Annotated in this window: 7 protein-coding genes; 4 read left to right on the top strand and 3 right to left on the bottom strand. The window is 70.4% G+C overall.

The annotated features are described in order from the left end of the window. Positions 1-43: 43 nt before the first annotated feature. Positions 44-439 (bottom strand): hypothetical protein, encoded by a 396-nt coding sequence (locus IPJ59_RS19720; RefSeq protein WP_293272879.1) that lies wholly within the window; start codon positions 437-439, stop codon positions 44-46. Then, positions 405-1,511, bottom strand: coding sequence for a tetratricopeptide repeat protein (locus IPJ59_RS19715; protein ID WP_293272878.1), 1,107 nt, complete (start codon positions 1,509-1,511; stop codon positions 405-407). Before IPJ59_RS19715 ends, IPJ59_RS19720 begins: the two co-directional genes overlap by 35 nt. A gap of 350 nt (positions 1,512-1,861) precedes the next feature. On the opposite strand from IPJ59_RS19715, the gene IPJ59_RS19710 reads away from it, so the two are divergent. Continuing rightward, the gene (locus IPJ59_RS19710) at positions 1,862-3,280 is read left to right on the top strand and encodes a hypothetical protein (RefSeq protein WP_293272877.1); all 1,419 of its coding nucleotides are present in this window, start codon (positions 1,862-1,864) and stop codon (positions 3,278-3,280) included. 289 nt (positions 3,281-3,569) lie between these two features. Then, a complete protein-coding gene (locus IPJ59_RS19705; RefSeq protein ID WP_293272876.1) occupies positions 3,570-4,664 on the top strand; it encodes a WD40 repeat domain-containing protein in 1,095 nt (364 codons plus the stop codon). Between the two features lie 399 nt (positions 4,665-5,063). Here the strand turns inward: IPJ59_RS19705 and IPJ59_RS19700 are convergent, their stop codons facing one another. Beyond that, entirely contained in the window at positions 5,064-10,649 is a 5,586-nt protein-coding gene (locus tag IPJ59_RS19700) for a LamG domain-containing protein (protein WP_293272875.1), read from the bottom strand. A 690-nt stretch (positions 10,650-11,339) separates the two neighbouring features. Between IPJ59_RS19700 and IPJ59_RS19695 the strand changes: the two genes are divergently transcribed. After that, entirely contained in the window at positions 11,340-11,756 is a 417-nt protein-coding gene (locus IPJ59_RS19695) for a hypothetical protein (protein WP_293272874.1), read from the top strand. 65 nt (positions 11,757-11,821) lie between these two features. Further along, a complete protein-coding gene (locus tag IPJ59_RS19690; RefSeq protein ID WP_293272873.1) occupies positions 11,822-13,690 on the top strand; it encodes a hypothetical protein in 1,869 nt (622 codons plus the stop codon). Positions 13,691-13,755 lie beyond the last annotated feature (65 nt).

Below are 13,755 nucleotides of genomic sequence, written 5' to 3'. Positions count from 1 at the left end.
GTGGACATCGTTCGTTCCGCCGGGCTAGCATGATGGGCCGTCGCTATCGCGGGCTGGCGCGGTGCGTCAGCGCGTCGAGCTCGCGTCGGAGGATGGCCTCGACCTCCGTACCACCTGTGATCAGCACGCGGGCCTGCCGCAGATCCTCGGTAATAGCGACAGGATCGCCGCCGAGCGTGACCGCCACCTGTGCGCGGGTCAGGACTGCGAGGCCCCGCAGGTCGTCCGGCAAGGCCTCGACGTCGCCGAGCAGGGCGAGCGCCGCGGCGGGATCGCCAGCCGCGAGCGCGTGGGCGTACTTGATCCGCGCGGCGTTCGTCTCCGGGCTCGCCTCGCCGAGCTTGGCGCGGCGGAGCGTCCAGGCGTCGCGGTAGGGTGCGACGGCCTCGGCGATGCGGCGCCGATCATGGCAACGGCGCGAGCACCACGCCCTGCGCATCGAGCCAGCGACCGAGGTTCTGGCTCTCGACCAACGCGGCGGTGCCCTCGACGAGCTTCGTGCTGACGCGGCCATCGGCGGCGATCGTCAGCTCGAAGCGGGCCCGCTCGATCTTCGGCGGCGGCGCCTTCGTGACGCCGTCGCCGAGGGCCTGCTGGCGCCCCTCGATCTGCAGCGGCACCTCGAGCACACACTTCGCTGGCTCGCCCGAGCCGGGCGTGCGCACGCACAGGTGGGCCGACTGCGTCGCCATCGAATAGGCGATGTCCGCCCGGTTGTCCTGCTCGCCCTCGGTCTGCTCGCCGTCGATGCGCAGCAGCTCACGCCCGTCGCTCAGGGTCCTTCGCTCGCCGCGCAGATAGCGAAACGCGTAGAAGCCATAGTCCCAGCCCGCCATCTCGAGCACCGAATAGCCGCGGTCGCTGCCCTCGACGAGATAATACTGCTTGCCACCGAGCTCGTCCTCGACGGTGAGGGTGTGGAGATCGGCGTCGGCGAGCTCCTTCAGCGGCGCGAGCTTGCAGGGGTCGCTCAGCTCCGGTCCGTTGATGCAGCCACACAGCGCGGCCTTCGGACGCCACGCGTGGCAGGCGTCGGGACCGGTCGCGGCGTCGGCCGGCTGCAGCTTGCCGAGCCGCGCCTGCACGATCTTGTTGGGGCGCAGCGTCAGCGACTCCTTGTACGCGGTCGCGGCCGCGGCGACGTCGCCCCCCGCCTCGGCGATGCGCCCGAGGTTGTACAACATCGCCGCGCGGCGCCGCGGCTCGCTGACCTTCGCCAGCGCCGCATCGGTGTGGCTGCGCGCGCCCGTCAGGTCGCCCGCGTTGAACTCGGCCCAGCCGAGCTCGGCGAGCAGCGCTGCGTCTTCCGGCGTACGCTCGACCGCCGCTGCGAAGCCCGCCCGCGCCGCCGCCCAATCGCCGCGCTTCGCCGCCGCGTGGGCCGCCGCGAGATCGTCGGCGCCCTGCGCCGGCTTCGGCTCCTCGCCGCTCGCGGGCTTCGTCAGCGTGCTGTCGGTCACCGGTATGACCGGCATGACCGGCACGACCGGCACGACCGGCACGACCGACACGACCGGCACAGCCGGCGCGGGCGTCTGCGCGGCGACCGGGGCGGCCTGCTCCGGCCCAGGCGTCGGCGCCCCGGAGGTACATGAGCACAGCACCAAACCCGGCAGCCAGGCCGCCCACCCCCTGCATCCACGAGTCACGGCGACCCCTATAACTCGGTGTCTCCGCCGCTGGCGCGGGCCACCGTGATATTGTCGCGTCCTGCTTGAATGCGCGCCGTGAGCGACATGACGAGCGCCGAGCTGGACGCGGTGCAGCTGTGCAGATCAAGCGGCGAACAGCTGGAGCCCCCGAGGCCAGACGCTCGCAGAGCCGCGGGCGCACGCGTGCGCGGCGCATAGTACGATGCGGCATGAACCGCCGACGTGTCGCTACGCTCGTCCTGTTCGCCTTACCGCTCGCTTGCACATCGAGTGGGCCGAGCGCCGTCGAGGACCGGGTGCGGGAGCCGTGGGTGACGCTCAAGGGGGCGGGCTCCTGCGAGTCGAGGATGGCGAGGGATCCCGCCAGCATCTCGACGCCGATCACGTGGGAGGCGTGCGTCGGGGATCCGACGCCCGGGTGTCAGCGCTTCGTGATCGCGAAGCCCCCGGAGGGCGAGTACATCCATTTTCGCGGGGTCGAGGGCGATCAAGCGGCGCTCCTGCGCGCCGAGTGGTCGCGCGGACAGGCGACCCGGGGAAATGACAACCCGAGCGACCCGATTCGCAACGACAGTTATTACGACGAGGACGGCCGGCCGCTGCTCGCGCTGCAGACGAAGGCGATGATCGCCGACTGTCCGCTAGAGACCGCGTTTAGCCGGCGGTCGGCGGCGGTCCTCTCCACCGACTTAAGCGGCATGTCGCCCAGGTTCGGGCCCGACGGGTCGGAGGTCGACGCCGAGTTCATGGTCGTGTTCGCGGGGCCGCCGGAGGCCGCGAGCGAGTGGAGCACCCGCCGCTCGCTGTTCATGGCCAGCGACAAGGTGATCAACGCGAAGCCGGGGATCCTCCCCGACGGGCGCGTGGTGCTGTTCCAGCACGACGAGCCGCAGGTGATCTTGACCGACCCGGACGCCGGCACATGGCGCGGGGTGCGAAGCACGACGACCAACCTGATGGACGCGATGATCGTCGGCGACCGGGCCATGCTGCAGACGGATACGGACGAGCTGCGGTTCATGCGGTTCACCGGGGCCGACAAGGACCTCGTACACGCGGCGCCGGAGCGGGAGTTCGGCGCGCTGGCCAGCAACGGCGTCGACGAGGTGTACTGGCTCGAGCTGCCGAAGTACGGCCCCGACGCGTCGCGGACCGGGCCGGAGCTTGCCACGATCGAGCTGCGCGCGGCGAAGATCCCGGCGAACAACGAGCCGCTCGCGCCGCGGACGCTGGCCAGGTTCGTCGACTGGCGCGACAGCTACCTGTTCAGCGGGAGCCGACCGTTCACCGCGTCGTTTCACTCGTCGCAGCTGCCGCACCTGGGGGTCGGACCGGGCGGCGTGTTCGTGCATGTCGACCGCGAGACCGAGGATGTGGTCATCCTGGCGCGGCCGCAGGAAGACAAGGCGTGGGCCTGGATGATCGGCGACGGGACCCGCACACCCGGGCTCGGATCCGAGACGCTAGTGTGGGTTGATCGAGATGAGCGCACCCCGGTCGCGGAGTTTCGCAGCGTCCTGTTCTACGGGGAGCGCTTCCTCGCGCTGCAGTATCAGCGAGACCGCGATGAGATCCGTCGGTACCCGCTGTCCGGCCTGCAAGTGCCGGCGGCCGAGCTGCACCTGTGACTCACAGCGGTGCGCAAGCGATTGGATCGCAGCGCGGAGAACGAGACTGCCGCCTTCGCGAAACCGGTGATCCAGCGGACTCGGACTGGGGGTCAGCGCGGCGTGGGTACGCCACGTCGGGGGCGTGACAGCTCCAGGCGGGTCGCAGAGGCCCCATAGCGGCGTCCCGCGGGCGGCGGCGCAGCTGCTGAGCGCAGGTCGCTTGTCCTGTCTGGTCTTGTGCGAGAAACCAACCTTGACTAGACAGGATCTACCAATGCGAAGTACGGCGATGCGGCTCGTTGGGGCCATGGGGATCCTCGGGAGCGTGGGCTCGTGCGGCGGGCCGACGGCGCCGCCGGCGATGGAGGTGCCGGTGGTCGCTGCGCCGGTGCAGGCGGCTCCGGTGGCGGCTCCGGTGGCGGCTCCGGTGGCGCCGGTGCAGTCGTGGGTCGACGCGGATCTGGCGGGGCGGGGGGCGTGGGGGGGGTTTCGCGACGACGCGCGGGTGCTGGTGGCGAGCGAGCGGCGCGGGGAGGGGAACTCGCTGGCCGAGCACGATGCGGCGACGGGGCAGCGGACGACGACGATCGTGACGCCGACGTGGGCGGGGCCGCCGGCGGCGTACTCGGCGACGACGCAGACGCTGGCGTTTTGCACGGAGGAGGCGGTGATCGTGCGCTCGCTGGTGGACGGGAAGGAGCGGACGATCGCGGCGGCGCTGCCGGACGAGCTCGCGTTCTCGCCGGCTGGGGACCGGCTGGCGATCACGTGGTCGGAGCCGGGCATCGCAGCGCGCGTCGAGGTGTTCGTGGTCGCCGACGGCAAGCGGATCGCGCGGGCCTTTCCGTTCGGGGCGCGGCGCCTCGACTACGACAGCGGGACGCGCGTGGCGGTGGCGTTCGTCGGCGGCGCCGAGCGCCTGGCGCTGCAGCTGGCCAGCGACACGCCGGCGTACGCGACGCTGGCGGTCGGTGCGGTGCCGGCGAAGCGCTGGACGCTGCGTTCGCTGCGATCCACCGAGGAGGACGAGTTCGGCGGCATGGCGGCGTCGCTGGGGCAGGCGCTGGCGGTCAGCCCGGACGGGAGCTGGCTGGCGGTCGGCAACTTCGAGAAGCGCGCGCTGCTGCTGGCGCCGACGCTGCAGGGCGAGCCGGTCGCGCTGCCGGGGACGGCGATAGCGACGGCGCTGGCGTTCGTACCGGACGGGACGCTCGTCGCGGCGGCCGGGGAGGACGGTCCGCTGCGCCTGTACGCGGTGCCGGCCGGGACCTTGCGGGCGCAGGCGGAGGCGCCCCGGCAGTGTCAGTCGCTGGCGGTGTCGCCGGACGGGCGGCGGATCGCGGGCGGCTGCGACGGGACGCTGCGGATCTGGGACGTGCCGGCGATGCTCGCGGCGCGGTGAGGATCCGGTCGCTCGCCATCCCACCGCTCGGCTGCGGGCTCGGGGGGCGAAGACGCGGGTGTCGTCGGACAGGTCGCTCGCCACGCCCAGGCGCCCGACCCACGCGTCGCCAGGATGATTGCGTGGGTGACGGCGCGGCTCGACCAGGCCGTCAGCTTGGACAACGTCGCCGCGCTCGTCGGCCTGTCGCCTGGACGGGCCCGCCACCTGGCCCGCTTGAAACCCCTATCGAGGGTGTGCTCGTCTCATCGGATGCGGTGGGTCCGGCCGGCGAAACCGTGAGGCGGATGAGCTCTGCCCGCGATGAAGCGCGCACGGCCCCTGTCCGGCGCCAAAACAGGAAGGACGGGTGCGCCTGGGCGGCCCGTCCTCCTGCTCCGTCTGCCGACGCGCCTCCGGCTACTTGGGTCGCTCGACGTAGGTGATGCGGTGGAGCACGCGCCAGGTCTCGTTCGGCTTGAGCCGGTCGATTTGGCGCAGGGCGTACGCCTCCTCGCTGGTGCCGGCGAGCCACTCGGGGTCGACGACCTGGGCGAAGAAGTCGATGAAATGGGCAGTCGCGGGCTCGAGCGCGAAGCTCATGAAGCGGTAGCGATCGACCTTTTCGCCGGGGACGATCGGGCGGTCACGGTTATCGGTGATGCCCTGGTTCTCGCCGTCGACGGTGACGTTGAGCTCGATCGCCCGCGAGCCGACGTTGGTGGTGGTCATCGTGTGCCGGATGCTGAAGCTCGCCATCAGGCTGAGCTCCAGCGTAGCGATGAAGTTGTTCACGGACTCATGCCCGACCATGATCTCGAAGCTCCAGCCCCCGCCGAGGACGTTCGTCCACGAGGTTGCCAGGCTCTGGGACTCCGAGCGGAGGCCGCCGTCGCCGTCCCAGACATAGGTGTTGACGATGTTGCTCATCGGGGTGCGCCCGACGGCGTCGGCCAGCTTCTTCTCCTTGTCGGCGCCGAGGGTCTCATTCCCGGACGCTCCCTGGCCCACCGATGGGATCAGGTCAGACCTGCGATTGATCGCCAGAGCCGCGGCGCGGCTGTTGGCGCGGTCGATCGCGGTCTTGAGCGCGTAGGCCTCGGCGAGCCGGTAGTAGCTGGCCGGGATCGCCGAACCGTACTGACCGCGGGCGTCGGGGATGTGCCCGTATAAGCGGGGGTCGGCGGCGCTGGTTCCGATCTGGCCGTCGAGCGATCCGTTCATCGTGTAGGCGGGGTTGAGCATGAAGGTGATCACGTTGACGTCCGGCGGCACGTTCTTGACCGGCGAGATCTGGAAGCCGACCATCCGCTTGCTGCCCCGCATGCGCATCACGAACATATCGGCGAGCGACGACACCACGCTCGCGTAGCCGACGTTCTTCGGGATGAAGCGCCGGCCGAGCTGCGGCAGGCGAGCCACCGCCTCGAAGCTGCCCTTGAGGGCGAGCCGCTCGCTGGTGATCACGCTGGCGGCCTCGGTGTAGCTGGACTGGTGGACGATGTGACCGCCGATGGTTGTCGAGAGCTTGTCGACCTCGCGCTTCTCGCCGAGGTCGAGGAAGCCGACCTGCACGCCCCAAGCCGCCTCGGCGGTGACGTTGGCCTCGGCCACGACGTCGTGGGTGAAGGAATACGTCGACTCGTTGGTGACCTTGAACTCGACGCTGCTCGCGCCGTTGTAGTCGTCCTTGATCGTGAGGTTCTCGCTCGGCACCGGGGGTGCGCCCTCGATGTAGCCGACCAGCGTGGGCTTCGACTGGACGTTGCCGAGCCAGCGGAGCTCGAGGGAGTCGACGCGCTGCCCGAAGAGCACCTCGGCGCCGCCGTTGCGCGGCCAGGCGACGAAGCGGCGGAGGATGGCCTCCCGATCGTCGCCCGCCAGAGTGCCGTACTCGCCCACCAACGGCGCGCCGGAGTTCGTCGGGAGGCCGGCCGCCGGGCGGCCGATCGGCGCGGTCGACGGGTACCACAGCGGGCCCTTGATCGCGCCGTCGCGGGCGGCGGGCGGCAAGTCGCGGGCGGCCAGGTCGCTGGCGTTCGCGCCGGCGCCCTCGCGCAGCGGCCAGCAGCCGACCAGGCCGGGCTCGTGCCCGGACAGCCGGAGATGCATCTGCGCGGCGATCTCGTCGCCGGTCAGGGCGATGTTCCACAGCCGGACCTCGGCCATCTCGCCCGCGAGAGGGAAGCTGCCGTCGCCGCGTAGGCCGAGGCGGAGCGGGCGATCGCTCAGCTTTTGTTGCGTCCCCTCGCCGCCGGCACGGGTGAGGGTGACGTTCTTGCCGTCGAGGTAGATCTCGGCGGTGCTCGCGTGGCCCGCGTACACGCAGGCGACGTGGACCCACCGGCCCTTCCGCAGCACGCCGCTCTCGCTGTCGACGTGGACCCCGGGGACCGGGATGAAGCGCAGGCCGTCGGGGACCGCGCCGCCAGTGTGGATCTCGAGCTCCTCGATGCCCCTGCCCGTCAGGAAGTGGATGTCAGAGCCAGTGCCGCGCCAGCGCACCCACAGCTCGATCGTGAAGGCCTTGTTGATGAACGCAGTGCGGTGCGGGATCTCGACGTGCGCACCACCGCCGTCAAAGCGCAGGCAGGCCCCGAGCAGATCGGCGCGCCAGCGCTGGTCAACTGCGTCGTAAGTGCAGCGGCGCAAACGACCCTCGGTGCCGATGAAGTAGAGGTTGACGGCGCCTGTGAGGCTGTCGATCGCGGTCGGGCTCGCGTGCGTGCGGGCGAAGCCCAGCAGGGCGCCCTGGACAGTGAGCGGGTCCGCGGCGAGCGCGGAGACCTTCGGCATGCTCATCGCCCGGTCATCGATCGCCCGGGTGGCAGTGAGGTGGTTCGTGATCTCGCCGGAGATCTGAGTGTTGACGGCGACGAGCCTGGCCACCAGATCGTCGCGCCTCCGCTGGATGTCCTGGTAGTTGGCCAGCAACTCCCGCGCGAACGCCAGCTCCTGGTTGCGGTGGTCGAGACTCGCCAGCGCGGCGTTGTGGCGGTCGCGGGCAGCGGTGACCTCCGGGGCCTCCCCTCCCCCCTGCCACTCGGCGCAGAACCTGGTGTTCTCCCACGCTGGCGCTCCGCCGCCCCACGCCACCCCGTGGGTGTGCGAGCCGGGGTCCGTGTCGTAGGTCAGGCAGCCGCCACGGCTCATCAGGGCCAGCTGTGCGCCGAAGGGGATCGGTCCCTGATCGGCGGGGTCGTCGGGGTTGAAGATCCACCAGTTCGCGCCCGGCTCGGTTGTCGTCGTGACCCGGACTCCGTCGGAGGTCAGGAACCTCCCGGTGTGGCCGTATAGCGCGACGTCGTCGCCGTAGTGGACCCGGGCCCGGCCGGCAGTGCTCCAGATCAAGAACAGCTCCCACGGGCCGGGCTCGCTCGCACGGACGTCGACCTGGTCGCCGTCGACCCGCAGGTAGCCCGAGAAGGTCGAATGGCTGGTGCGTAGCGCAATCGTGCCGAGGTGCCCGACGTGCCCCTCGAGGTCTTGCAGCTCCGCCCCGAACTGCCTGCCGCGTGCGTCGGCGAGGTTCGCCGCCTGCTCCTTCTGGGCGACGGCGGCATTTGGTTCGCCGACGAGCAGCGCCTCGACGGCGCGCAGTTGTTCGGCGAGGCCCTGCTCCTGCGCCTCGAGTGAATCGAGGGTCTGCTCGACCTGCATGAGCCCGGCGAACTCCGGCGCGAGCTCGGTCAGCGAGGCGGCAGCGGCGTGGCTGGATTCGGTGACGGTGCTGCGAAGCCGCATGAGCCGGTGCTTGCGGATCTCGAGCGGGTTCCAGGTGCCCCCGCCCGGCGTGAACTCGAGGGTGCGCAGGCGGGTCATGCCGGGCTGGGTGGTGAAGCGGGCGGTCACCCGGACCCAGCCGTCGGGGAGTGTCTCGAACTGGCCCGCGACGCGGGCCGGGGCCGTCCGTTCGCCGCGGACCGTCTCGCCCCAGAACACGACGTCGAACGGAGGGCCGCCGGAGGCCGACTTGAGCTCGAACGACTCGACGTAGGTTGCACGCTCGGCGACCGGGACGAGCGCCGGGTTGCTGTAGCGGTCGACGAGGAGCTGGCCGTCGGCGAGCTTCCGCGCGAGCGGGCGGCCGCTGCGGTGGACTGCGCCGACGACGAGGCCCGCCGTCTGGCCGACGGTGTTGAAGACCCGGCCGTCGACGATGGCGTCGAGCGGCCAGTGGGCGACGAGGCCGAGCTCGCGGCCGGTCAGGCGGTGGCTCATGGTGGCCTGGATCTCGGCCGCGGTCCGGGCGCGCCGCCAGACCCGCACGTCAGCGAGCGTGCCGGGGAATCCGTGGTCGAAGGCGCCGCCGAGGGTGAGCGGCCCCTTGCCGAGGTACGACTGCGGCGGCCTGTCCTCCGCGATCACGAGGCCATCGCGGTAGATCTGCCGGAGGCCGCCCACCTGGTAGACGCAGGCCCAATGGTGCCACTCGAGGTCCTGCTCGGGCGGGCCCTCGAGGTCGTTGTTCCAGAAGCCGAACAACAATTTCGTATGGTCGCGGAAGCCGATGTGGAGCCCCCTGTCCCGCGCCGGATCGCCCTGGCCGACGAGCAGTGAGGTCCTTCCGCTGCCGGCCGTGCGCTTCGCCCAGAATTCGATCGTGAAGCTCGCCTCGGCGAGCGCCGGTGCGACGCCGACGTCGATGCGCTGCGCGTCGCCGTCGAACACCAGGCCGTAGCGGATCGCGGAAGGCGGTGGCTCTCGGTGGTCGTCACGGCAGGTCTCGAGGCGATCGAGCGTGTTCGCCGGGAGGTCGATGTCCTCGGTGCGCTCGAGCAGGAGCTGGTCGGTGTGCGTCGGATCGACCGGGGCGAGCGAGCCGTCGCGGTGAAGCCCGAAGCTGAGGGCAGCGACCTTGCCGTCGGGGCCGGCGGGCACGGCGACGAGAACCCGCCGCTCGACCTTGATGTAGTGGCTCTCGCCGTCGTCGCCTGCGAGCTCACGCTGGAGGTCGTGGACGATCGCACTGATCCCCACGCGCGCCTCGAGGCACCCCTCGGGGCCGTGCAGGGCGACGGCCTGGCGGATAACGCCTGGGATCTGGCGGTAGATGGGGTCGTCGGGGTCGCCCTCGACGGCAAGCCAGTCGCGGAGATCGAAGAGGCTCTCGGCGGTCCGGGACACGGTCGTGCTGCGCAGCAGCTTGGCGGGGCCGTCCACGGTGAAGATGTGCCAACGGTGCCGGTCGAGCTCGTGGGTCGGGGTCAGCACGACAGCGAAGCGGCCGGCCTCGAGCACGCCGAACAGGCGCAGCTCGATGCTCGGCTCGAGGAAGAAGTCGCCGTTGGCGTCGCGGAAGTCGAGAGAGTCGAGCTCCTTGACGGACGCGCCGCGCAGGGGCTCGTGGCGCTTGCGGCTGCGCTTGAAGCGGACCTCGATCTTGCGGACCAGGCGGGACGCCTCCGAATCGAGGGCGAAGCGGTCGACGAGCAGGGTGCCCTCGTCGCTCTGGCGGAACAGGTGGAGGTGCGCGCCGTCCGAGATCACCTGCATGGGCGCGACCGCCGTACGCTTGTGCGACCGGTAGACCGAGCGGGCGAGGCCGTCGATCCCATCGGCGTGCTCGCGCTCGATCACGGAGGTGTCGTCGGCTTCGTTCGGGAGGGGTACCAGCAACCACGGGGTCCAGTGGATCGTGTCGACGACCCTGGCGTGCTCGACGAGGTCGGCCTCGTACCTCCCGGTCTCGACGGCGCCGAGCTTCTCGCGGACGGCGGCGAGGTAGGTGTCCCGGGCCAGGGCTCCCTCCCTGTCGACGAAGTTCTGGCCGACGAGGGGCTCGAGCCGGGCCCCGACGGCGAACGGCGGCGACTTCGCCAGCAACGCCTGCTTGAGCCGGTACATGCCGGCCGGGGCCAACATATAGGCCTTGACCGTCTCACCCGGCGGATCGAGCTTGGCGCAGTAGTAGATCGCCCGATCCGAATCGATCCCGAACAGGAGGATCCGACCCTGGTGCGTCGCGGAGGTCATGTGCTGGAATTGTTTGCCTGGCAGTTGCATCGGATCGCATGGTGGGACCAGACGACCGCGGGGGACCATTGTCAGGGGCTCGTAAGCGCCTTGTCGTACGACGATTCGCGCAGCGCATGGGGCGGGTACTTGCGGCGAGAGCGGCACGTTCGGGGCCCACCGCGTAGGCGGTCGAGCTGGTCGAGCACGAGGTGCGGCATCCGGGTCCGCGCATCCGAGGGAGCCCGATTGAGAGCTCTCGAGCGGTTGAGTCGCGTGACGACGGCAATTTTGAGATAGCTCGCCATCGCGCCCGGTGCGGTGCGACACTCCGGGCGTGGACCGACCGTCGGCGCATCAACCCCGGGCCGCCCTCGGGCTCGCCGTCCTCGCGGCGTGTACGTCGTACATCGATGTCCTTGGGCCGTCGTCGAGCACGATGGACGGGTCCGGCGGCGGTGATACGATCACCGGGCAGCCTTCGAGCACGACGGCCCCGACCAGCGGCGACTCGACCGACCAGGCCGACTCGGCCGGCGGATCGACCTGCCCGGTTAAGCCCCGCGAGGGTGCCATGCTCTGCGACGCGGGGACCTGCGCTTATCCGATCAGCTGCAACGCCCTCAAGCTCGCGTGTCCCGACACCGTCAGCGGCGACTACACGATCGATCCAGACGGCTACGGAGCGTCGAGCCGCTCGTTGTCCACTGCGAGACGGACGTCGACGAGTGCGGGTACACGATGGTCCGCCTGGAAGACGTCGCGCTGGCGAATCACCAGGACAAGTACACCATCAAGTGCGCGGCGGCCGGGATGGAGGTGATCGTGCCCCGGACCAAGGCGCATGCGACCGCGATTTACGTGTGGAACGGCAACATCGTGCCCAATCTCTACAACGTCTACCCGATGTTCGCGGGCGCGACGCCCATCGACTCCTGGCAAGGGATCTGCCGGGGCGCGCCCTGCACGTTCTGGATGACCGACAACGCCGACGGCAACGTCGCCTGCACGCAGAACCTCGAGCCCAACGGCGACAATTCCGTCAATTATCGGATCTACAAGAACAACGACGGCTGCGGGGTCGAGGGCGGCTGGAACGACGCCGACGCCCTCGTGGAGTATGCCGGGTGGGTGATCTGCTCGACCAACGATTGCTGACGTCGAGCGATCGCGCCCTCGTGGAACGCGTGATGGATCGGCCACGGCCGCGGCACCAACCCTCAATGAGGCACTACATCCATATCCTCGGCATCGCGCTCGCCGCCTGTCACACCGACCTCACGGTAGGCAAGCTGTCCGTGACCGACACCGGCGCCGCGTCCGACACCGGGGATGCGTCGACGGCCGACACCGGCGGGCCGCCGACGACGGGCGGTTCGGAGGCGCCGGGGGCCCCGCCCGTCCTCGAATGGACACTGTCGCCCATCAAGCAATTCCACTTCTCGTGGACCCCGATCGTCGCCGGGGCCTATCATCTGTGGGAGAGCGCCGACGTCGGCCTGCCGTACGTGCAGGTGGGGGAGGACATCGCCGCGGACGTGACGACGGTCGCCCTCACCGTGCCGCTGCATGCCCGGTTGAACGCGAGCTACGTCGTGCGCGGGTGCACCGGCATGACCTGCAGCGAGTCGGAGCCGGTGACGATCGGCGGCTCGTTGACCGGGGCGATCGGTTACGTCAAGGCGTCCAACACCGGGGCCGGCGACAGCTTCGGCCGCAGGGTCGCGCTGTCGGCCGACGGCAACACGATGGCGGTCAGCGCTGTCCTGGAGGACAGCGCCGCGATCGGGATCGACGGCGACCAGGCCGACGACGCCGCGGTCGACGCCGGGGCGGTCTACGTGTTCGTGCGGACGAACGACGGCTGGTCGCAGCAGGCCTACGTCAAGGCGTCGAACCCCGGCGAGGGCGACCAGTTCGGGGGGGCGCTCGCGCTGTCGGCCGACGGTGACACGCTCGCGGTGGGCGCCCGCCGGGAAGCGAGCGAGGCCACCGGGATCGACGGCGACCCGCTCAACAATGCCGCCTCGCATGCGGGTGCCGCGTATGTGTTTGTGCGAGTGAACGACGCCTGGTCGCAGCAGGCCTACGTGAAGGCGTCCAATACAGACGACTACAATGAATTCGGGGCGAGCATCGCGCTGTCGGCCGACGGCGACACCCTGGCGATCGGCGCGATCTTCGAGGACAGCGCCGCGACCGGCATCGACGGCGATCAGGCCGACGACTCCGCCTCCGGGGCGGGCGCCGCGTACGTGTTCGTGCGCAAGGACGGGGCCTGGTCGCAACGCGCCTACGTCAAGGCGTCCAACCCGGGGATCAACGACCACTTCGGGGCGAGCGTCACGTTGTCGGCCGACGGCACCACCCTCGCCGTCGGCGCGGTCCAGGAAAGCAGCGAAGCGACCGGCGTCGACGGCGACCAGGCCAACGACGAGGCGCTCGCGGCCGGGGCCGTGTATGTGTACGTGCAGGCGCAGAACGTCTGGTCGCAACAGGCCTACGTCAAGGCCCCCGACAGCTTCCCGTTCGACAATTTCGGGGCGAGCGTCGCGTTGTCGGCCGACGGCGACACCCTCGCCGTCGGGGCCATTTACGAGGCCAGCGCCGCCGGCGGCATCGGCCAGGGTCAGAACAATGTATCGGCCCCTGACGCCGGGGCCGTATACGTGTACGTGCGGGCGAGCGGCATCTGGTCGGCTCAGGAGTACATCAAGGCCTCGAACACCGGCCAAGGCGATCGATTTGGCGGATCGATCGCGCTGTCGGCCGACGGGAACATCCTTGCGGTCGGCGCCGATGGCGAGGACAGCGAGGCCACTGGTGTTGGTGGCGAGCAGGACAGCGACGGCTTCCCCGAGTGTGGGGCGGTCTATGTGTATATTAGGAGGGATGATATCTGGTCGCAGCGGTCGTACGTCAAGGCGTCCGACGCCGCGACACCCGATGGCTTCGGGCACAGCGTCGCGTTGTCGGGCGACGGCGACACGCTCGTCGTCGGCGCGCCCAATGAGGACAGCGCCTCGGTGGGCGTCGGCGGCGAGGAGGCCAACCACGCCGCCCTGTCCGCCGGGGCGGTGTATCTGTACTGATGGCCGCGGAGCCGGCGCGTCGGCTCCGATCGTGCGCGCCATCGAGCATCGAATTGAGGGTGATG

The sequence above is a fragment of the Nannocystis sp. genome (assembly GCF_016714285.1).
In the GTDB taxonomy this organism is placed as follows: Bacteria; Myxococcota_A; Polyangia; order Nannocystales; family Nannocystaceae; genus Nannocystis.
This window is presented reverse-complemented; position numbering and strand designations above follow the sequence as displayed.

What these genes read in the sequence shown, in the direction of transcription:
- IPJ59_RS19720 (WP_293272879.1), bottom strand. Translation starts at nt 439, where the DNA reads ATGCGCAGGGCGTGGTGCTCGCGCCGTTGCCATGATCGGCGCCGCATC.
- IPJ59_RS19695 (WP_293272874.1), top strand. Translation starts at nt 11,340, where the DNA reads ATGGTCCGCCTGGAAGACGTCGCGCTGGCGAATCACCAGGACAAGTAC.
- IPJ59_RS19700 (WP_293272875.1), bottom strand. Translation starts at nt 10,649, where the DNA reads ATGCAACTGCCAGGCAAACAATTCCAGCACATGACCTCCGCGACGCAC.
- IPJ59_RS19710 (WP_293272877.1), top strand. Translation starts at nt 1,862, where the DNA reads ATGAACCGCCGACGTGTCGCTACGCTCGTCCTGTTCGCCTTACCGCTC.
- IPJ59_RS19705 (WP_293272876.1), top strand. Translation starts at nt 3,570, where the DNA reads ATGGGGATCCTCGGGAGCGTGGGCTCGTGCGGCGGGCCGACGGCGCCG.
- IPJ59_RS19690 (WP_293272873.1), top strand. Translation starts at nt 11,822, where the DNA reads ATGAGGCACTACATCCATATCCTCGGCATCGCGCTCGCCGCCTGTCAC.